The 18,177-nt window shown below is 65.6% G+C and carries 12 protein-coding genes and 1 tRNA gene; 8 read left to right on the top strand and 5 right to left on the bottom strand.

What is annotated here, in order from left to right; all coding sequences use genetic code 11:
* Window positions 1-19: 19 nt before the first annotated feature.
* The 5 genes from ilvD (at window position 20) to AAC691_RS10395 (ending at window position 10,120) form a co-directional block, all read left to right on the top strand.
* Window positions 20-1,873, top strand: coding sequence for a dihydroxy-acid dehydratase (gene ilvD, locus AAC691_RS10415; RefSeq protein WP_342629999.1), 1,854 nt, complete (start codon window positions 20-22; stop codon window positions 1,871-1,873).
* A gap of 500 nt (window positions 1,874-2,373) precedes the next feature.
* Complete coding sequence (locus tag AAC691_RS10410) at window positions 2,374-5,562, top strand: efflux RND transporter permease subunit (RefSeq protein ID WP_342629998.1); 3,189 nt, start codon at window positions 2,374-2,376, stop codon at window positions 5,560-5,562.
* On the top strand, window positions 5,562-6,734 hold the full coding sequence (locus AAC691_RS10405) for an efflux RND transporter periplasmic adaptor subunit (RefSeq protein ID WP_176639777.1): 1,173 nt from the start codon (window positions 5,562-5,564) through the stop codon (window positions 6,732-6,734). Before AAC691_RS10410 ends, AAC691_RS10405 begins: the two co-directional genes overlap by 1 nt.
* Complete coding sequence (locus AAC691_RS10400) at window positions 6,731-8,365, top strand: efflux transporter outer membrane subunit (protein ID WP_342629997.1); 1,635 nt, start codon at window positions 6,731-6,733, stop codon at window positions 8,363-8,365. The genes AAC691_RS10405 and AAC691_RS10400 overlap by 4 nt, the downstream gene beginning before the upstream one ends.
* Before the next feature lie 156 nt (window positions 8,366-8,521).
* Window positions 8,522-10,120: an amidase gene (locus AAC691_RS10395; protein WP_342629996.1), complete on the top strand. Its 1,599-nt coding sequence runs from the start codon at window positions 8,522-8,524 to the stop codon at window positions 10,118-10,120.
* 7 nt (window positions 10,121-10,127) lie between these two features.
* Here the strand turns inward: AAC691_RS10395 and AAC691_RS10390 are convergent, their stop codons facing one another.
* The 3 genes from AAC691_RS10390 to rlmB all read right to left on the bottom strand — a co-directional run bounded on the left by AAC691_RS10390 (window position 10,128) and on the right by rlmB (window position 11,936).
* Entirely contained in the window at window positions 10,128-10,433 is a 306-nt protein-coding gene (locus tag AAC691_RS10390; RefSeq protein WP_342630189.1) for a VOC family protein, read from the bottom strand.
* 223 nt (window positions 10,434-10,656) lie between these two features.
* A complete protein-coding gene (locus tag AAC691_RS10385; protein WP_317135313.1) occupies window positions 10,657-11,088 on the bottom strand; it encodes a GFA family protein in 432 nt (143 codons plus the stop codon).
* On the bottom strand, window positions 11,085-11,936 hold the full coding sequence (rlmB, locus tag AAC691_RS10380) for a 23S rRNA (guanosine(2251)-2'-O)-methyltransferase RlmB (RefSeq protein WP_408906080.1): 852 nt from the start codon (window positions 11,934-11,936) through the stop codon (window positions 11,085-11,087). Before rlmB ends, AAC691_RS10385 begins: the two co-directional genes overlap by 4 nt.
* A 106-nt stretch (window positions 11,937-12,042) precedes the next feature.
* On the opposite strand from rlmB, the gene AAC691_RS10375 reads away from it, so the two are divergent.
* Both AAC691_RS10375 and AAC691_RS10370 read left to right on the top strand, forming a co-directional pair.
* Window positions 12,043-12,128: transfer RNA gene (locus AAC691_RS10375), tRNA-Tyr, on the top strand.
* A 129-nt stretch (window positions 12,129-12,257) separates the two neighbouring features.
* Window positions 12,258-13,361 carry a tyrosine-type recombinase/integrase gene (locus AAC691_RS10370; protein ID WP_342629995.1) on the top strand — a complete coding sequence of 368 codons (1,104 nt, stop codon included), beginning with the start codon at window positions 12,258-12,260 and terminating at the stop codon, window positions 13,359-13,361.
* A gap of 16 nt (window positions 13,362-13,377) precedes the next feature.
* Here AAC691_RS10370 and AAC691_RS10365 read toward each other — a convergent pair whose 3' ends face one another.
* A complete protein-coding gene (locus AAC691_RS10365) occupies window positions 13,378-13,713 on the bottom strand; it encodes a hypothetical protein (protein ID WP_342629994.1) in 336 nt (111 codons plus the stop codon).
* Between the two features lie 332 nt (window positions 13,714-14,045).
* Between AAC691_RS10365 and AAC691_RS10360 the strand changes: the two genes are divergently transcribed.
* Complete coding sequence (locus tag AAC691_RS10360; RefSeq protein WP_342629993.1) at window positions 14,046-14,732, top strand: hypothetical protein; 687 nt, start codon at window positions 14,046-14,048, stop codon at window positions 14,730-14,732.
* Window positions 14,733-14,754: 22 nt separating this feature from the next.
* Here AAC691_RS10360 and AAC691_RS10355 read toward each other — a convergent pair whose 3' ends face one another.
* Window positions 14,755-17,994 (bottom strand): MobA/MobL family protein, encoded by a 3,240-nt coding sequence (locus tag AAC691_RS10355; RefSeq protein ID WP_342629992.1) that lies wholly within the window; start codon window positions 17,992-17,994, stop codon window positions 14,755-14,757.
* Between the last annotated feature and the right edge of the window lie 183 nt (window positions 17,995-18,177).

Below are 18,177 nucleotides of genomic sequence, written 5' to 3'. Positions count from 1 at the left end.
TGATCCGAAAGGCAGAAACATGCCCGCCTATCGTTCCCGCACGACGACGCATGGCCGCAACATGGCCGGGGCCCGCAGCCTGTGGCGCGCCACCGGCATGCAGGATGCCGATTTCGGCAAGCCGATCATCGCGGTCGCCAATTCCTTCACCCAGTTCGTGCCGGGACATGTCCATCTGAAGGATCTGGGCCAGCTCGTGGCCGGCGCGGTGGCCGAGGCCGGGGGAATTGCGCGCGAATTCAATACCATCGCGGTGGATGACGGGATCGCCATGGGCCATGGCGGCATGCTGTACAGCCTGCCGTCGCGCGAGCTGATCGCCGATGCCGTGGAATACATGGTCAACGCGCATTGCGCCGACGCGCTGGTATGCATCAGCAATTGCGACAAGATCACGCCGGGCATGCTGATGGCCGCGATGCGGCTGAACATCCCGGCCATCTTCGTGTCCGGCGGCCCGATGGAGGCGGGGCGGATCAGCCAGGACGGCATCGACCGCCGGGTGGACCTGATCACCTCCATGGTCTCGGCCGCCGATCCGCGCGTCAGCGACGCCGAGGCCGAGACGATCGAGCGGTCGGCCTGCCCGACCTGCGGATCGTGCTCGGGCATGTTCACCGCCAATTCGATGAACTGCCTGACCGAGGCGCTGGGCCTGGCGCTGCCGGGCAATGGCAGCCTGCTGGCCACCCATGCCGACCGCCGCGACCTGTTCCTCGCGGCCGGGCGGCGGATCGTCGGCCTGGCCCGCCAATGGTACGAGCACGACGACCCCACCGCCCTGCCGCGCGGGATTGCGACCATGCAGGCATTCGAGAACGCCATGTCGGTCGATATCGCCATGGGCGGGTCGACCAACACCGTGCTGCACCTGCTGGCCGCCGCGCATGAGGGCGCGGTGCCCTTCACCATGGCCGACATCGACCGCCTCTCCCGCCGGGTGCCGCATCTGTGCAAGGTCGCGCCGTCCAAGGCCGACGTGCATATGGAAGACGTGCATCGCGCCGGCGGCATCTTCGCCATCATGGGCGAACTGGACCGGCTGGGCCTGCTGCACCGCGAGGTGCCGATGGTCCATGCCCCCTCGCTGGCCCAGGCGCTGGAAAACTGGAACGTGTCGGCCCCCGACGCGCCCGGGGCCGCGCGCACGCTGTTCCGCGCCGCGCCGGGCGGGGTGCGCACCACCCAGGCCTTCTCGCAGGCCAGCCGGTATCACGACCTGGACCTGGACCGCGCCCAGGGGGCGATCCGCGACGGGGCGCACGCCTTCAGCCGGGATGGCGGGCTGGCGGTGCTGTACGGCAACATCGCCGAGGACGGCGCGATCGTGAAGACGGCGGGCGTGGCGGCGGGGCTGCTGCGCTTCTCCGGCCCGGCGCGGATCTTCGAAAGCCAGGACGCGGCGGTGTCCGCGATCCTGGGCGGCCGGATCGTCGCGGGCGACGTCGTCGTCATCCGCTATGAGGGGCCGAAGGGCGGTCCGGGCATGCAGGAAATGCTCTATCCGACCAGCTACCTGAAATCGAAGGGGCTGGCGGAGCAGTGCGCGCTGATCACCGACGGACGGTTCTCGGGCGGCAGCGCGGGCCTGTCGATCGGCCATATCTCGCCCGAGGCCGCCGAGGGCGGGGCGATCGGCCTGCTGGAAGACGGCGACATCGTCGAGATCGACATCCCCAACCGCGTGCTGCGCACCACGGTGCCCGAATCCGAACTGGCGGCGCGCCGCCGGCGGATGGAGGAAAAGGGCGACGCCGCCTGGCAGCCGCGGCGCGACCGGGTGGTGTCCACCGCATTGCAGGCCTATGCCGCCCTGACCACCAGCGCCGCGCGCGGCGCGGTGCGCGACGTCGGCCAGTTGCGCCGCCGCTGAACGCAGGGTCCCGGGGACGGATCGATCCCCGCTCCAAACACAATTCAGGACCGTATCGTGCGCCCTCGCCCTTAATCAGGCGGGGGCGTCGCTATTTCCGCGCGCCGTCCGGGCCGCCATGATGTAATATTCGGTACAGTGACGGCATCATTATGGGTTGCTTATCGATTTTATTCCTGTACTTGTTACGATACGCAATAATTTGTCGCGCAATAATCGGTAAGATTGCGGATATTTCCGGAATGATCGTCCCGAAATTCCATTAATGAAAATTGTTTTAAACAGATGAACGTCTTTTCATACATAGTTTGACATACTCCTCGCTATATCGTGTGTGATGAGATCGCGTGCCGTTGCGCGCACGAGCCGCCACAGGGAGTCTTCGATGACCGCGTCATATCGCAACAGCGCCTGACCTGTACGGTCCGTCCGCCAGGCGCGGCACCGACGCCCCGCCCCGCCCCCGCGCCAGAAAGTCCTGAACAGGGAAAAGGCCGCTTATGAATGCAATAGTAGTGACGGCCCTGCGACGGCCGTACACGTTCGTCGTCCTGTCGATCCTGATCGTGATGTTCGGTGTCTTGTCCATCTTCAAGACGCCGACCGACGTTTTCCCCAACATCAGGATCCCCGCCATCGCGGTGGTCTGGACCTATGGCGGCATGCTGCCCGAGGAATTCGCCGGCCGCATCATCTATAACTACGAGCAGGGCGTGACCTCGACGGTCGAGGGAATCGAGCACATGGAAGCCGATTCCTTCTATGGCCGCGGCATCGTCAAGATCTTCTTCCAGCCCGGCACCGACATCGGCTCGGCCGAGGCCGACGTGACCGCGATCTCGCAGACCGTGCTCCAGCAGTTGCCGGAACATATCCCGGCGCCGATGATCATGAAGCTGGAAGCGTCCTCGGTGCCGGTCATCTCGCTGAAGCTGACCTCGGACAAGCTGACGCCCTCGGACCTGTTCAAGCTGGCGCATATCCGCGTGCGGACCCTGCTGGTGACCGTGCCGGGCGCGATCGTGCCGCATCCCTATGGCGGCATGGACAATTTCGTGATGGTGGCGCTGAACCAGAAGCAGTTGATGGCGCACCATCTCTCGGCGATGGACGTGCAGAACGTCTTCGACAAGCAGAACGCGGTGCGTCCCGCCGGCGACCAGAAGATCGGCGCCACGGACTGGATGGTGCAGACCAACGCCACCCCGCGCACGATGGAGGAACTGGGCAACATCCCGGTCAAGCGCGTCGGCAACTCGGTCGTCTACGTGCATGATCTGGGCGAGGTCTATCGCGGCGGGCATCCGCAGACCAACGTCGTGCTGGTCCAGGGGCGCCAGGCCGTCATCATGGTGGTGATGAAAAGCGGCGACGCCTCGACGCTCGACGTCGTCTCGGGGGTAAAGGCGCTGCTGCCGCGCCTGCGCGCGGTGCTGCCGGCCTCGGTGCATATCAGCGTGCTCAGCGACGCCTCGGGCTTCGTGAAGGATTCGATCAAGGACGTGCTGCGTGAAATGATCACGGCGGCGTTCCTGACCGGCCTGGTGGTGCTGCTGTTCCTCGGCTCGTGGCGCTCGACGATCATCATCGCCACCTCGATCCCGCTGGCGATCCTGTGCTCGATCATCGGGCTGAACTGGGCGGGCCAGACCATCAACGTCATGACGCTGGGCGGCCTGGCGCTGGCGGTCGGCATCCTGGTCGACGACGCCACCGTGATGATCGAGAACATCGACACCCATCTGGAGATGGGCAAGGAACTGGAGGTCGCGATCATCGACGCGGCCAACCAGATCGTCATCCCGACCTTTGTTTCCACCACCTGCATCTGCATCGTCTGGCTGCCCTTGTTCGAACTGGGCGGGGTCGCGGGCTGGCTGTTCATGCCGATGGCCGAGGCGATCATCTTCGCCATGATCGCGTCCTTCATCCTGTCGCGCACCCTGGTGCCGACCATGGCGAAGTTCCTGCTGGCCGGTCAGGTGCATGGGCCGCACGGCCATGTCGACCACGCGGCGGAACCGCAGGGTGGCCCACGGGGCGGCAACGTGTTCACCCGGTTCCAGCGCGGATTCGAACGGCGCTTCAACGCCTTCCGCGAGGGGTACGGCCGCTTCCTGCAATGGGCGATCGCGATCCGTGGCCGGTTCGTCTTCGTCTTCCTGGGGGCGTCCGTGCTCTCGCTGGTGCTGTTCACGGTGGCGGGGCGCGATTTCTTCCCCGAAATCATGTCCGATCAGTTGCAGATGCATTTCCGCGCGCCGCTGGGCACCCGGATCGAGGTGGCCGCCCGCATCGCGGCGCTGGTCAGCGACCGGACCAAGGAATTGCTGCCGGGCAAGGTCGATGACGTGGTCAGCAATTGCGGCCTGCCCGAAGGCCCGCACAACCAGGCCTTCATCCCGACGCCGACCGTCGGCACGCAGGATTGCGACCTGACGATCACGCTGAAGGACCCGGAATCGCCGGTGTGGGATTATCGCGCCGTGCTGCGCAAGGGCCTCTCGGCCAGCTTCCCGGGCACGATCTTCACCTTCCAGCCCGCCGACCTGACGGCGAAGATCCTGAATTTCGGATCGCCCTCGCCGATCGACGTCAAGATCGCGGGCCCCGACCTGCGCGCCAGCTATAAATACGCGCTCGAACTGGTGAACAAGCTGCGCGCCGTGCCGGGCGCCACCGACGTGGCGCTGCAGCAGACGATGGAAACGCCGACCCTGTTCGTGCAGGGCGACCGCAGCTTCGGCCAGGCCATGGGCGGGGTCACCGCGGGCGACCTGGCGGATAACGAGCTGATGACCCTGTCGGGCAGCTCGACCGTCGATCCGCAATATTGGTTCGACCCCGAGACGGGCGTGACCTTCCAGTTGAACACCTACGTCTCGCAGGACCAGTTGACGCACTTCAACGACCTGCTGACCATTCCGGTCGACAAGGGCGACGGCGATCCCAGCGGCAAGAACCTGCAATTGCTGGGGGCCATGAGTTCGGTGGGCGCCATCGGCACGCCGGGCGAGGTGTCGCACTACAACTCGATGCCCGCCTTCGACATCTATGTGTCGGCCGAAGGCACCGACCTGGGCTCGGTCCTGTCCGGCGTGAACAAGGTCGTCGCGCAGACCGCGCACGACGTGCCGCGCGGCGCGGCGGTGGATATCGAAGGCCAGGCGACGACGATGCGCAGCGCCTACAGCCAGTTGATCGGCGGGCTCGTGATTTCGATCCTGCTGATCTATCTGCTGATCGTCGTCAACTTCCAGTCCTGGCTGGACCCGTTCATCATCATCACCGCGCTGCCGGGCGCGCTGGCGGGCATCTCGTGGAGCCTGTTCCTGACGCATACGCACCTGTCGGTGCCGGCGCTGACGGGGGCCATCATGTGCATGGGCACGGCGACCGCCAACTCGATCCTGGTCGTGTCCTATGCCCGTGAACGGCTGGAAATCCACGGCGACGCGCTGAAGGCGGCGCTGGAAGCGGGCTTCGGCCGTATCCGGCCGGTGCTGATGACAGCGTCGGCGATGATCGTGGGCATGGTCCCGATGTCGATCAGCAATTCGCAGAACGCGCCGCTGGGCAAGGCGGTGATCGGCGGCCTGATCGTGGCCACCATCTCCACCCTTCTGTTCGTCCCTTGTGTTTACGCAATCATTTACAATCGCGCGTCTCGCCGGAAGGAGTCGGTCTGATGGCTTCAAGCAAAGTTCTTCTCGCGGGGGGTGCCTGCGTGCTGGCCCTGTGCGTGGGGTATCAGGTCGTCACGCGCATGCATGCGGTCGGCGTCCTGCGGGCCGCGACGCTGGAAAACGCGGTGCCCGACGTGGCGGTGGTCCAGCCCAAGCCCGGCCCGAAAACGCTGACCCTGACCCTGCCGGGCACGATCGACGCCTGGTACCAGGCGCCGATCTATCCCCAGGCGTCGGGCTACGTGAAGATGTGGTACAAGGATTACGGCGCCACGGTGAAGGCCGGCGACGTCCTGGCCGAAATCAACGCGCCCAGCCTGGACGCGCAATATGCCCAGGCCAAGGCCGACCTGGCGGCGGCGCAGGCCAAATACAACCTGGCGGTGGTCAGCGCCGACCGCTGGCATGCCATGGCCAAGTCGCAGGCCGTGTCGGGGCAGTCGGTGTCGGTGGCCGACGCGAACCGCAAATCCAGCCAGGCGGACATGGAGGCGGCGGAACATAACGTTGCCCGCTTCGAGGCCCTGGAACGGTTCAAGACCATCGTCGCGCCGTTCGACGGCGTGGTGACGGCGCGTACCATCAATGTCGGCGACTATGTCAGCAGCGGCTCGGGCGAGCATGGCACCGATGGCGATGCCAGCCAGCTCTTCACCGTGGCGGACATGCACAAGGTGCGCCTGTTCGTCTCGGTGCCGGAAGTGTTCTCGTACATGCTCAAGCCGGGCATGACGGCGGACGTGACCGTGCCGCAATTCCCCAACCGGGTGTTCAAGGCGCAGTTCCTGACGATCGCTCGCGGCTATGACCCGAACACGCGCACGGCGGTGACCGAATTCACCATCGACAATGACGACCATACGCTCTGGCCGGGCACGTTCGCATCCGTCAAGCTGACGGCGCCGGCGACCCCGGGCGTGTATGAGATCCCGACCGCGACTCTGGTGTTCCAGGAGCCCGGGATGCAGGTCGCGACGGTGGACGGCGACAGCCGGGTGCATTTCCACAATATCCAGGTCGGCCGCATGGCCGACGCCTCGACCGAGGTGACGGACGGGATCGCGCCGACCGACCGGATCATCAACAATCCGCCCGCCGACCTGCTGGAAGGGCAGAAGGTGCATCTGGTCACGCCGGCGAAAGGCTATGACCAGCCGGAGGAAATCGGCGAATGATCGTCCGTTCGATCGTCCCCTCCCTGCGCCGGACCGCCCTGTCCGGGGGCACCGTGCTGTCGCTGGCGGCGCTGTCCGCCTGCGACCTGGCCCCGGCCTATCACCCGCCGACCTTCATCGTGCCGGCATCGTGGCATGGCCAGGGCGTGTTCGCCACCGCGACGCCGGCGGATACGCAGATCCCCGCAAAATGGTGGACTCTGCTGCATGATCCGCAACTGGACGCGCTGGAGGACAAGGCGACCGCCGCGAATGCCGACCTGCAGGCGGCCGCCGAGCGCTTCGTGCAGGCGCGCGCCATGGTCATGCAGGCGCGTGCCGACCTGCTGCCGCATTTCGGCCTGGCCTTCGGCGCGTCGGACAACAAGCAGTCGGCCGACCGGTTGTTCCGCTACAAGGGCGCGCTGACCCAGACCGACGAATTCTATGGCGGCCTGGCCTCGTGGGAGCCCGATTTCTGGTCGGAAATCCGCAACCAGGTCCGGGTGGCGAAATATTCGGCGCAGCAGAAGGCGGCCGATTACGCCTCGGCGCGCCTCAGCCTGCAGGCCGAACTGGCCAGCGACTATATCGCGCTGCGCGGCTATGACGCGCAGGACGCGATCTATCGCAAATCCATCGCCTATTACCAGAAGGCGGTGTCGGTCACCCAGACCCAGCTCGCCAACCAGGCGGCGCCGCGGCTGGATCTGGCGCGCGCGCAGAACCGGCTCTACGTCACCCAGGCGGCCGAGCTGGATATCCTGGCCCAGCGCGAGGTGACCGAGCACGCGATCGCCGTGCTGACCAACAGCGCGCCGTCCGGCTTCCATATCGCCCCGTCCGACCGGCTGGATTTCGCCCGGGCGGCGATTCCGACCGGCGTGCCGTCCGACCTGCTGCAGCGCCGGCCCGACATCGCGTCGTCCGAGCGCGAGATGGCGCAGGCCAACCGGATGATCGGCGTGGCGCGCGCGGCGTTCTATCCGCATATCGCGCTCAGCGCGAATGGCGGGTTCGACGCCAACGGGTTCGACCTGGCCAACCTGGCGAACAGCATGTGGTCCTACGGGGCCTCGGCCTCGATGCCGATCTTCGAGGGCGGGCTGCGCCGGGCCGCGTTGCAGTCCTCCTGGGCCGGCTACCGCGAGATGCGCGATCATTACCGCGCCACGGTGCTGTCGGCATTCCGCGAGGTCGAGGACGGGCTGTCGCGCACCAGCCGCCTCTGGGCCGAGACCGATCGGTTGAAGGCGGCGGTCTCGGCGGCGCTGGACATGCAGAACATGACCATGACCCTGTACAAGGGCGGGCTGTCGCCCTACCTGGACGCGATCATCGCGCAGGAAGCGGCGCTGGACGCCCAGATCTCGCAGGTGCAGGTCGCCACGCGCTATTTCCAGGCGCAGGTGGGGCTGATCCGCGCGCTGGGCGGCGGCTGGAACGACAGGCTGCTGCCGACGCCCGACCAGACCATGAGCTTCTCGATCCTGCAATATGACGGGTTGCGCCATCCCGCCCCGGCCGGCGGCATCGCCGGCGTGCGGGACGAAACGCCGTACGACGACCTGGCCGGATCGGCGGCGCCCAAGGTCGGAACCGCCGCAATGGCGCCGGCCGCCATGACGCCTGCCACCATGACGGCGCACTGACCCGAACCGGCTCCGCCGGCATCGCGTCAAGCCTGGGTTCCGCCCCGCGGACCCAGGCTTTTTTATCAGCCCGTCGATTGGCCGGCCCGCTCCTTGCCAGATCCGCCCTCTTGCCAGATCGGGCCGGGGCCGTAACAGTCTGTGGTGAAAACGGGAATGGAGGCGACATTGGCCGGGCGGACGGGCAAAGGCGGGGCAGGATACGGGCTGGTCGGGGGGCTGCTGATGCTGGCGGCGGCCGGGCCGGCCCTGGCGCACGGACCCGCCCCCGCCGTGCCTTCGGCATCCGGCAGCGCCTCGGCGCTGGTGGCGGCGATGCGCGCCGGGCGGCTGTCGCCCGAGGCGCTGGTGCGGGATTATCGCGGCCGGATCGCGCGGCTGGATGGCGGGCGGGGCGGGCTGCACGCCGTGCTGGCGGTCAATCCCGACGCCCCGGCCCAGGCCGCCGCCCTGGCGCGGACGCGCGGGGTGCGCGGGCCGCTCTACGGCCTGCCGATCCTGGTCAAGGACAATATCGAAACGCGCGAGAACCTGCCCACCACGGCGGGCTCGCTGGCCCTGGCAGGCAATGTCAGCCATCGCGACGCGCCGGTCGTGGCGCGGCTGCGCGCCGCCGGGGCGATCGTGCTGGGCAAGACCAACCTGTCGGAATGGGCCAATTTCCGCTCCGCCCATTCCAGCAGCGGATGGAGCGCGGTGGGCGGCCTGACGCGCAACCCCTACGACCTGGCGCGCACGGCCTGCGGCTCCAGCGCGGGCAGCGGGGTGGCGGTGGCGGCGGGGCTGGCGGCGGCGGCGATCGGCACCGAAACCGACGGTTCGATCACCTGTCCGGCCTCGGTCAACGGCATCGTCGGGCTGAAACCGACGGTCGGGCTGGTGTCGCGCAGCCGCATCGTGCCGATTTCCGCGAGCCAGGACACGGCGGGCCCGATGACGCGCGACGTGCGCGACGCGGCGCTGCTGCTGGGCGTCATGGCGGGGACCGATCCGGACGATCCCGCCACCCTGCCGGCGGACCGGCATCGGACGGACTACCTGGCCGGGCTGCGGCCCGGGGCGCTGGCCGGCCGGCGGATCGGCGTCATGCGCTTCGCCCAGGGCGACAATCCGGACGTGCGCGCCCTGTTCGACGCGGCGCTGGCGCGGCTGCGCGCCGGCGGGGCGGTGCTGGTGGACATCCCGGCCTTCGACAGCAAGCCGATCGACGCGGTCGAGATGGCGGCGATGCTGACGGAATTCCGCGTGGGGCTGAACGCCTATCTGGCGCGGACGCCGCCGGCGGTGACGGTGCGCGACCTGCCGGCGCTGATCGCCTTCGACCGCGCGCATGCCGACCGCGAAATGCCGTGGTTCGGGCAGGATCTGCTGGAAAAGGCGGCGCAGGCGCCCAGCCTGGCCGACCCCGTCTATCAGGCCGCGCGGCAGACCGCGCACCGCCTGGCCGGGGCGCAGGGGATCGATGCGATGCTGGCGCATGACCGGCTGGACGCGCTGGTGGCGCCGACCACCGGGCCGGCCTGGCTGACCGACCCGGTGCTGGGCGACCGGCCCGGCGACGGCACGGGGGCCGGATCGCTGGCGGCGGTGGCGGGCTATCCGCATCTCAGCGTGCCAATGGGGCGGGTGCGCGGCCTGCCGGTCGGCCTGTCCTTCATCGGGCCCGCCTGGTCCGAGGCGCTGCTGCTCGCCCTGGGCTACGGGTTCGAACAGGTCACTCAAGGCAGGATGACCCAGGGCAAGACAAACCACTGAAGACGCCCTACGGGGCGCGGCAGACGACATACAGCTTGTTGCCGTCCGGATCGCGGACATAGGCGCCGAAATAGGTCGGCCCGTAGTGCGGGCGCGGCCCGGGCGCACCCTCGTCGGTGCCGCCGAACGCCATCGCGGCGTCCCAGGCGGCGTGAACTGCGTCGCGGCTCTCGGCGTTCAGCGCACACATCCAGCCGTTGCCCGGCGCGGCCGGCCGGTCGTCGAAGGGCCGGCAGACGAAAAGCGCCGGGCCGTCATGCCCCTTGCGCCAGCAGGCGAAGGTGCCGTCCTCGGCCGTCCACACGCGGGTGATGCCTAGTGTCCTGCCCGAGAAATTCTTATGAGAATTTCTCGGATCAGCAGGCCACTAAAATATTGATTCTAGTGTCTTTTCGATTCCGAAATTCGCTTGCGAATTTCGGAATCGGGACACTAGGGGCGCCAGGAAGGCGTCATAGAACAAGGCCGCGCGGCCGACGTCGCTGACGCCGATGGTGATGTGGCTGAACATCCGTTCGTTCCTCGCTCCGTGGCAGCTACGGCTCCGCCGGCAGGCCGGGCACAGCGATGCACCACCCGGCTTTCGATCCGGTGAAGATCTGCCGGCGGGGCGCCAGGGGCGGCTCGCCGTTCAGCGTGCCGGCCGGGACGATCATCAATTGCCCGTTGCGCGTCGCGTGGGGGACCGGGGTGCCGCAGATGCGGCAGGTCGCGGTGGCGAAGCTGCGGGCGGTGGGCAGGTCCCAGCGCGCGACGTCGCGCTGCCCGGCGGTCCAGGTCAGGTCGTCGGGGCGGGCGATCAGGTTGGCGGCGAAGGCGGCGCCGGTGGTCTTGCGGCAGCGCGTGCAATGGCACAGCACGAAATCCAGCGGCGCGCCGTCGATGCGATAGGTGACGGCGCCGCACAGGCAACTGCCGGTCAGCGATGGCATGGCGTGCTCCTCGACATGCGTGGGCGTCCCTGTCACGGCGCGCGGATCAGTTCATACAGGGCCACGGCGGCGGCGTTCGAGACGTTCAGGCTTTCCATCTCGCCCGGCATCGCCAGGCCCGCGATCTCGTCGCAATGTTCGCGGGTCAGCCGGCGCAGCCCGTCCCCCTCGGCCCCCAGGACCAGCGCCACCCGCCGCTGTCCGAAGGCCGCGCCGTTCAGGACGCCGCCCCCCGCATCCAGCCCGACGACCCAGAAGCCCAGGGTTTTCAGCGTCTCCAGCGTGCGGGCCAGATTGACCACCCGCAGCAGCGGCACGATTTCCAGCGCGCCCGACGCGGCCTTGGCCAGCGCGCCGGTTTCGTCCGGGGCGTTGCGCTCCATCACCACCACGGCGGCGGCGCCGAACGCGGCGGCCGAGCGCAGGATCGCGCCGACATTGCGCGGATCGGTCACCTGGTCCAGCACCAGCACCGGCCCGGGGCGCCCGGTCACGTCCTCGATCGCCAGCGAGGGCAGCGCATCGGTCAGGACGGCAATCCCCTGATGCACGGCATCGCGGCCGCACAGGGCCTCCAGCCGCGTGCGGTCGGTCCGCTGGGGCTGCATCGGCAACGGGGCGGTCAGGCGCGCCCGCAACGCGGCCTCGCCCTCCTCGGTCGCCAGGATCTGCCGGATCCGGCGTTCCGGGTTGCCCAGGGCCGCCAGCGCCGGATGCAGGCCATAAAGCCAGTAGGTCCCGCGCGGCGGCGTGCCGACGCGCGGCGCGCCGCCCCTGGGCCGCGCCGGACGGTCGGCGGGCATGCTGGCGGCGGGATTCTCCGCCCGGGCAGGCGGGCGGCTGGCGGGACGGGCGTCCGGACGACGCGGAGGGCGGCTGCGCATGGCCCGATATAGGCCGAACCACCGCCCGCGTCACGCCATGGCGACAGGGCATGACAACAGGGCGTTGACATGCCGGCCGAATGGCCTTAACCACCCTTTCCAACACGGAAGGGTGCCCGAGTGGCTAAAGGGGGCGGACTGTAAATCCGCTGGCGTGCGCCTACGTTGGTTCGAATCCAACCCCTTCCACCATCAAAAAAACGGCAGTTTCCTGCGAGTTTACGATGGTAGGCCAAAGTGGCCCTGGGAAAATACCTCTTATTTTTTGTGCCAATTTGTGCCAACGCTGGCCAGTTATCGGCTGTCTGATTGGCACAGAAAATGGCACAGAAAACGACAAAATCTCTCCCGCCCGGCATCGCATATCGTGGCCCCAGACAGTGGCAATGGCGCGTCCGAATTCGCGGTATCTACGCGAACGGGACTGAAGAAACACTCGAAGATGCCATCGCCGCCCGTGTAAAGGCCGCTGAGCGCATCAAGGGCGGAACCTGGGAAGACAGTCAGCGACTCAAGGCATTCACATTCGCAGATGGCCTTGACCACTACGAGAAGAACGTCATGCCACGGAAGAAAGGCGGGCACAAAGAGGCGTCCAGGCTGCGGATTTGGCGTGGACTGACCGACTGGCAGTCATATCCGATGGCATCCATCATGCCGGAGCAAATTCAGGGCTGGATTGATGCGCGCGTCAAGACCGGGTCCGCCCCCTCCACCGTCCGCAATGCCGTCGCAGTCCTTTCGTCCGCATTCTCGAAAGCCCGGACGCAACTCCATCTCGACATTCCAAATCCCTGCCGCCTTGTCAGCTTACCCCCGCCCCGTCCACCCCGGCACGTCACGCTATCGGCTGGCGATGCGGCGGCAATGCTGACCGCGTGCCGTGAAGGACCGGAATACCTCATTCACTGTGTGCTGATTGCGATGGAAACCGCGATGCGAGCCGGTGAAATTCGTCGCGTTCAGCGGCACCACATACACAAAACACACATCCACCTGCCCGAAACGAAAAACACCAGAGGCGGCACGATTCGTCCGCGCGACGTGCCCCTGACCGTTGAAGCCGAAGCGGTCCTGGTGGCGGCTATGAAAGCCATGTCCGTGGTGCCCGGTGACTGGCTGTTCGGCGACCCTGAAAAAATGGGGGAAGACGGCGGATTCACCGAAAGCATGTTGAGCAACGCCTTTGCTGCTGCTGTGAAGCGCGCAATGAAAAGCGGGATGAAGCGGGCTATCACTTTCCATGACTTGCGTCATATCGCGATTACAGATTTGGCGCAGGACCATCAGGGAGCGATGGAGCTGGCGAAACTAACTGGACACAAAACCCTGCGTGTCCTGCACGAAACATATTATAACCCGACGCCCGCCGCCCAGGCCGCTGAACTGCGACGGCGACGGGCAGAAAGGAAGGCCAGGGCATAGCGCCCCGGCATCCTCATCAGGCGTCAGCTAGTTCCGGAATCATCCCATCGATTCTCGCAATGTCGGCAAAGACCGCCACTCCGTCCTCTGGCGCATACTTGTCGCGCTCGAAGGTGATGCAAACGACAAGCTTTTCGTCGTTCAATCGCTTTTCAAGCCAGCGCGCAAGCTCGGCCTCGTCCGCTCCGGCCGCCGCCCTCTCTTCAATCTCGCGATGCAGCGGGCCGCGCGGCATCTCGTTAAACCAAAGCTCGAAGCCGGAGAACACCTTTGGTTCCGGTCTCAGAACCCGAATTTCCGCGTAAAAAGTCGCGCTGCCGTCCGCAACGAAACAAATCTCTTCCTCAGTCATCGCCCGTCCTCCTTGGTTGCGATAAGAACAGGCTAGTACGACCCATCCGAACGGTCAAACACACAGAAAGACGTGTGAAGAATAGATGGTTACCGCCATGCAATATAATTTATGAAATCTGGCATGATGATTTATGAGTTACATGACGCAATTTATGACTGCGTTCATGAATTCATGAAGCCCGACCCTCGACGCACCCGGCTGACCACTCCACAAAATGGAACATTGTTAATTCTTCCTCCATGTTTTCTCCATGTCGGTCGCCATCCGCAAAACGGGCTTTCTTACTGTCTCATGTGCGATAATTGGCGGAAAACCGGGAGTTTTCTGCCATGGGCAAAGAGATTTCGGACAGTGTGCGGCTGCAATATCTGAATGATGCCGCGTTCTGGCGTCGGCTGATGCGTCGGCTTGCCGCTGACCTGCGCGAGATAGAGAGTGCCGACAAATCGCTGTTGGCAAAGCGTCCGGTCCGCACAGAAGTCGATTTCGATGCGATGGAAATGAAGGAAGCAGCCCGGACGGCGGAACTGAAGGAAGCTGTCCGCCGGGCGAAGGCCCTTCCAGATGGCTGGTTTCGATGGACCAAGACAAGCAAAGCGAAGGTCAAGGCCATCGCTGCGGCACGGCACGATTTGCGGGTCTGGCGTGCGACCGGGCGCGATAAGCTGATGCGTTCCGAGTTCGCCAGCGTCGAAACCATGAATCGCCGCCGGGCGCGGAAAACTGCTAAATTTGATGAGCGCCCTGATGTCCGGGCGGCAGCGGCACGGCTGGCCGCGATGCCCGGGGTGCTGCGTGAGGTTGAAGGTTCTGCGGCGGCGGATGAAGCCCTGTTCGCTGCGCTGGCACCAGTCGTGCGGGACGATGGACGGATAGTGAAAATCAGCGTTGGCCCGGCGTTCGACCTGCTGCGAGGCCGGGCGGCTTTGTTGGCGGCGATGATGGAAGCGGCGGCGTCGGAACCGGAACATACAGAAAAGGCCGGGAACCACGACGATTTCCCGACCTTTGCTTAGTTGCTGACCGTGGCCCGGCGCGTCAATCCGGCGCGTGAGCCGGTCTGTCCTGTCCCTGCTGGGCCTCAAGTGCCGCCTTGCGCTTCCGGTCTTCTTCCCGCTGCCGTTCTGCGCGCAGGATTTCAGCCCGGAATGCGGCCTCCCTCCGCTCGCGCGTCATGACTGTCGGGGCTTCGGCCTTTGCGTCGGCAACGGCCTGTTCCCGGTTCTGCGCCAGTTCGCTTGCCGCCCTTCTCGCCGCCCCCTCGACTTTGCTGGCTTCTTTTTCAGCCTTGATGAGTCTGCGGCGCTCGAACGGCGCGAATGCACCGTCAAGCGGGCTCCTGAGCCGGCCCGCATCACCTGCTGCCTCGTTCCACTTCTCCCTTGCGACGGCTGCATCATTTTTCGCGGACTCAATATTCTGGTCAATCGCTTCGATTTTCCGCGCGAGTTCGCCTGCCTGATGCTGCGCCTGCCGCCACTCCTGCGCCGCCGCCGTGACCGCCGCAAAGTCCCCTGTCTCAAGGGCCAGTGCCGTTGCCTCATCCCGCGCTTGCAACGCCCCCGTGATGGCGACAGCAGATTCCACGGATTCCTTGAGTCCCGGCGTCTTGTTCATCGCGGCAATGAGTAGTTTTCCGCGTTCTTCCGACGCCATCCGCCGCGCTTCCGCGATGATTTCGGGACGCCCGGCTTCCAAATTTTCCGCCGTAATCCGCTCTTCCGCCCCCTTGGCCCCCGCCTTCCTCGCCTCGTTCCTGGCCAGCCACCGCTTGATGGGGCGGTATCTCGTGCTGTCCCCGAAAGCCGCCGTGTCCGCCGCAAAAGCGTCGTCGGCAAGCCGCTGTCCCTTCTCCCTGCGCGTCCGGATTTCCTCGTCCAGCGCCTCGACCTGCGACTTAATCATGTCGTCGATGCCGGGGACACCGGCTGTCGCTGCCCGGTATTCTCGCTGGATTTCTGCCAATTTGCGCAGAATTACCTGTTTGCCCGTGCGTCCAGCCGCTGCCGGGCGAAGTGCATCAGCGCCGCCAGCCCCAGCGTCATCACGAACATCATGGGCAGACCGCTGCGGTCGAACATCGCCCATTCCTGCGCCAGCATGTGCGCCACCTTGACCGGATGCATGGACACCGGCAGGCCGATGGACAGCGCCATCAGCGCCGGGATTGAGAGTGTCATTGCGTTGTGCAGTCGTCTCATCGTTCGCATTTTTCGCTTCCTTCTTTGCTTGCTGTGCTGCCCGCCATGCCGCGACGGCAGAGATGCGGGCGGCGGCGTCGGCTTCGGTGTCACCGGTCTGATTATAGTGCGGGAACGATGATTTCAGGCGGTTTTCAAGCGCCTCGTCGTCCAGCGCGGCCATTTTCGGTGCGTCGGATGCAAGTCGCGTCCGCATGACCGCCATATCGTAATCCTGCCCGGCATCGCGCGGGCTTGTGACGAACACTGTGCGAACGGGCGGCACAGGCTCGACCACCTGGGCGGTGGGCGCTGGTTCCGGCATATCAGTCGCGATTTCCTCGGCCACCGGTTCCGGCGCAGGCTCAACCGGCGTTGGCGCAGGCTCGACCTCCGCAACCGGCGCAGGCTCGGCCACCGATTCCGGCACAGGTGCAACATCAGCAACCTCGACAACCGGCGCAACAACCGGCCTAATCTCGTTCGTCATGGTCTCAACCGGACGGATTGCATTCGTGTTCTCGACCGCCGCCAGACGCTCAGCAAGCGCAGTTTCCAGCCGTTTTTGCGCCGCTTCCGACAGTTCCCAATCGTGTCCGACCGGCGGTTCCAGCAGCGACAGGGCAATCGCCACCTCGTCCCGATACGCCGGGGTGCCAGTCAACTGGACATTCGACCAGCCATGACGTTGGGCCGCCGCCGCAAGCTGCGAAGCGGTCTCGGGGCTGGGGTCGCGGGCGCTGACGATGCGGTCTCCGAAATCCTCGAATGTGTCGCCGTTGTTGAGTTCGATGGTCGCCACGCCGCGCTTGCGGTCTAGACGAATGTTGCTGATGGCGGCCACCTGGGCCGGGGTCAGGCTGCTTTCGGAAATCTTGTAGTGACCAGCCAGCAGCCGGGCACGGAACCGGGTTGCGCGGTCCCAGCCGTCATCGTCCGGCATGTCGGCTTCGGGTGCCGCTGGGGGTTCGCTGTCGCTGCGGACTGCGTTTGCGTTTTCGCCAGGACGTTCGAAGCGCCAGCCCATATCCTCGCGGCGGCGCCCCTGCACGAAATCGACGTAATCAGGCAGGCTGAAAATGCTTGCCTCATCTTTGCCTTCTTCAATCTGCTTTGCCCGCCAGCGGTCATATGATTTCTGCGCGGATGCTTTCAAATTGTCCGGTAGTGCGGCATAGCCGTCCGTGCCGCCGGGCCAGCCGTTTCGTGTCTTCGCCATCGTGTGCGCTCCCTGTTGTTGATGTTGGGGCCGCTGGCGTTCCTGACGCTGGGTTTCCAGACTGACAATCTCGGCAGAAAGCGTGCGAACGGCTCTCTGTGATTCTACTGCGCGCCGATGCAATTCGCGGTGTTTTTCGAGAGAAATTATTGCCGGAGATGGGTTACCCGGTGTGCGCTTCGTTGTCTCGATTTCCGCTCTGCTGACCTGGGGTTCTGGCGGCAGGGCGTCGGGGCCGTCTAGTTCCTCATTTGAACGGATGCGAAGGCGGATATTGTAGCCGTTTTCCGCAAGCCAGCGGTTGCCGCGCTGCTCGAACTGCGCGCGCATTTTTCGGCCCTTGCCAGCTAAGAAAAGAGCGTTCCAATCCCTTGCTTTTTTGCTATCAAAAGACCCGTCCGCGTTCATACGGCGCAGAGTCAGCATTATATGCGCATGCGACTGCTCGCCTCCGTCCCGCGCTCCGGGGTCGTGAAGGTCGGCGTGGGCGGCCATCCCGGCTTCAATGAGCGGGGACAGAATGTGGGTCAGATATTCGCGGTGATGCTCTCTCGGAAGTCCTCGCGGAATAGATAGAAGCACCTGCCTCGCCACCTGCCCGTCAGCCCGCTTCTCTGCGGCCTCTGCATTGCGCCAGAATTGCGCAGGGTCAGTCAGGTTTTCGGTCGGCTGAATGTGCGCAGGAAATAGCGCAAAATGGTCGTAGTGTTCGGGGGCTTTCCGGCTGAAATCGAAGGTCTGGTCGGTCAGCCGGTCTTTGATAGTTCCGCACAGATTATATGCAGCCGCTTTCAGCACAGCGCCGACATTCGCAATGCCGAAATTCAGATGAATCCGGCGGTCAACAATCTCCGTCTGTGCGAGTGCGGTGCTGCTCATGGGTCACGGCTCATGCTTTCGGCTGAAAACGGCCCGTGCGAATTGCGTGCCGCATGATAGCTGAACCGCCATAGAGCCCGACCGGGAGCGCAAGCGCGCAAGCAAGGTCAGCACCGGACGCAACGCCGACAGAAAGGCCCATGCCAACAAAGGCGGTCGGTAGCCAGGAGAGGACCTTTGCGA

It is taken from the genome of Nguyenibacter vanlangensis (assembly GCF_038719015.1).
In the GTDB taxonomy this organism is placed as follows: domain Bacteria; phylum Pseudomonadota; class Alphaproteobacteria; order Acetobacterales; family Acetobacteraceae; genus Gluconacetobacter; species Gluconacetobacter vanlangensis.
This window is presented reverse-complemented; position numbering and strand designations above follow the sequence as displayed.

Excerpts from the sequence above, each read along its gene's own strand:
- ilvD (WP_342629999.1), top strand. The coding sequence starts at position 20 with ATGCCCGCCTATCGTTCCCGCACGACGACGCATGGCCGCAACATGGCC.
- AAC691_RS10410 (WP_342629998.1), top strand. The coding sequence starts at position 2,374 with ATGAATGCAATAGTAGTGACGGCCCTGCGACGGCCGTACACGTTCGTC.
- AAC691_RS10405 (WP_176639777.1), top strand. The coding sequence starts at position 5,562 with ATGGCTTCAAGCAAAGTTCTTCTCGCGGGGGGTGCCTGCGTGCTGGCC.
- AAC691_RS10400 (WP_342629997.1), top strand. The coding sequence starts at position 6,731 with ATGATCGTCCGTTCGATCGTCCCCTCCCTGCGCCGGACCGCCCTGTCC.
- AAC691_RS10395 (WP_342629996.1), top strand. The coding sequence starts at position 8,522 with ATGGAGGCGACATTGGCCGGGCGGACGGGCAAAGGCGGGGCAGGATAC.
- rlmB (WP_408906080.1), bottom strand. The coding sequence starts at position 11,936 with ATGCGCAGCCGCCCTCCGCGTCGTCCGGACGCCCGTCCCGCCAGCCGC.
- AAC691_RS10370 (WP_342629995.1), top strand. The coding sequence starts at position 12,258 with ATGGCACAGAAAACGACAAAATCTCTCCCGCCCGGCATCGCATATCGT.
- AAC691_RS10365 (WP_342629994.1), bottom strand. The coding sequence starts at position 13,713 with ATGACTGAGGAAGAGATTTGTTTCGTTGCGGACGGCAGCGCGACTTTT.
- AAC691_RS10360 (WP_342629993.1), top strand. The coding sequence starts at position 14,046 with ATGGGCAAAGAGATTTCGGACAGTGTGCGGCTGCAATATCTGAATGAT.
- AAC691_RS10355 (WP_342629992.1), bottom strand. The coding sequence starts at position 17,994 with ATGAGCAGCACCGCACTCGCACAGACGGAGATTGTTGACCGCCGGATT.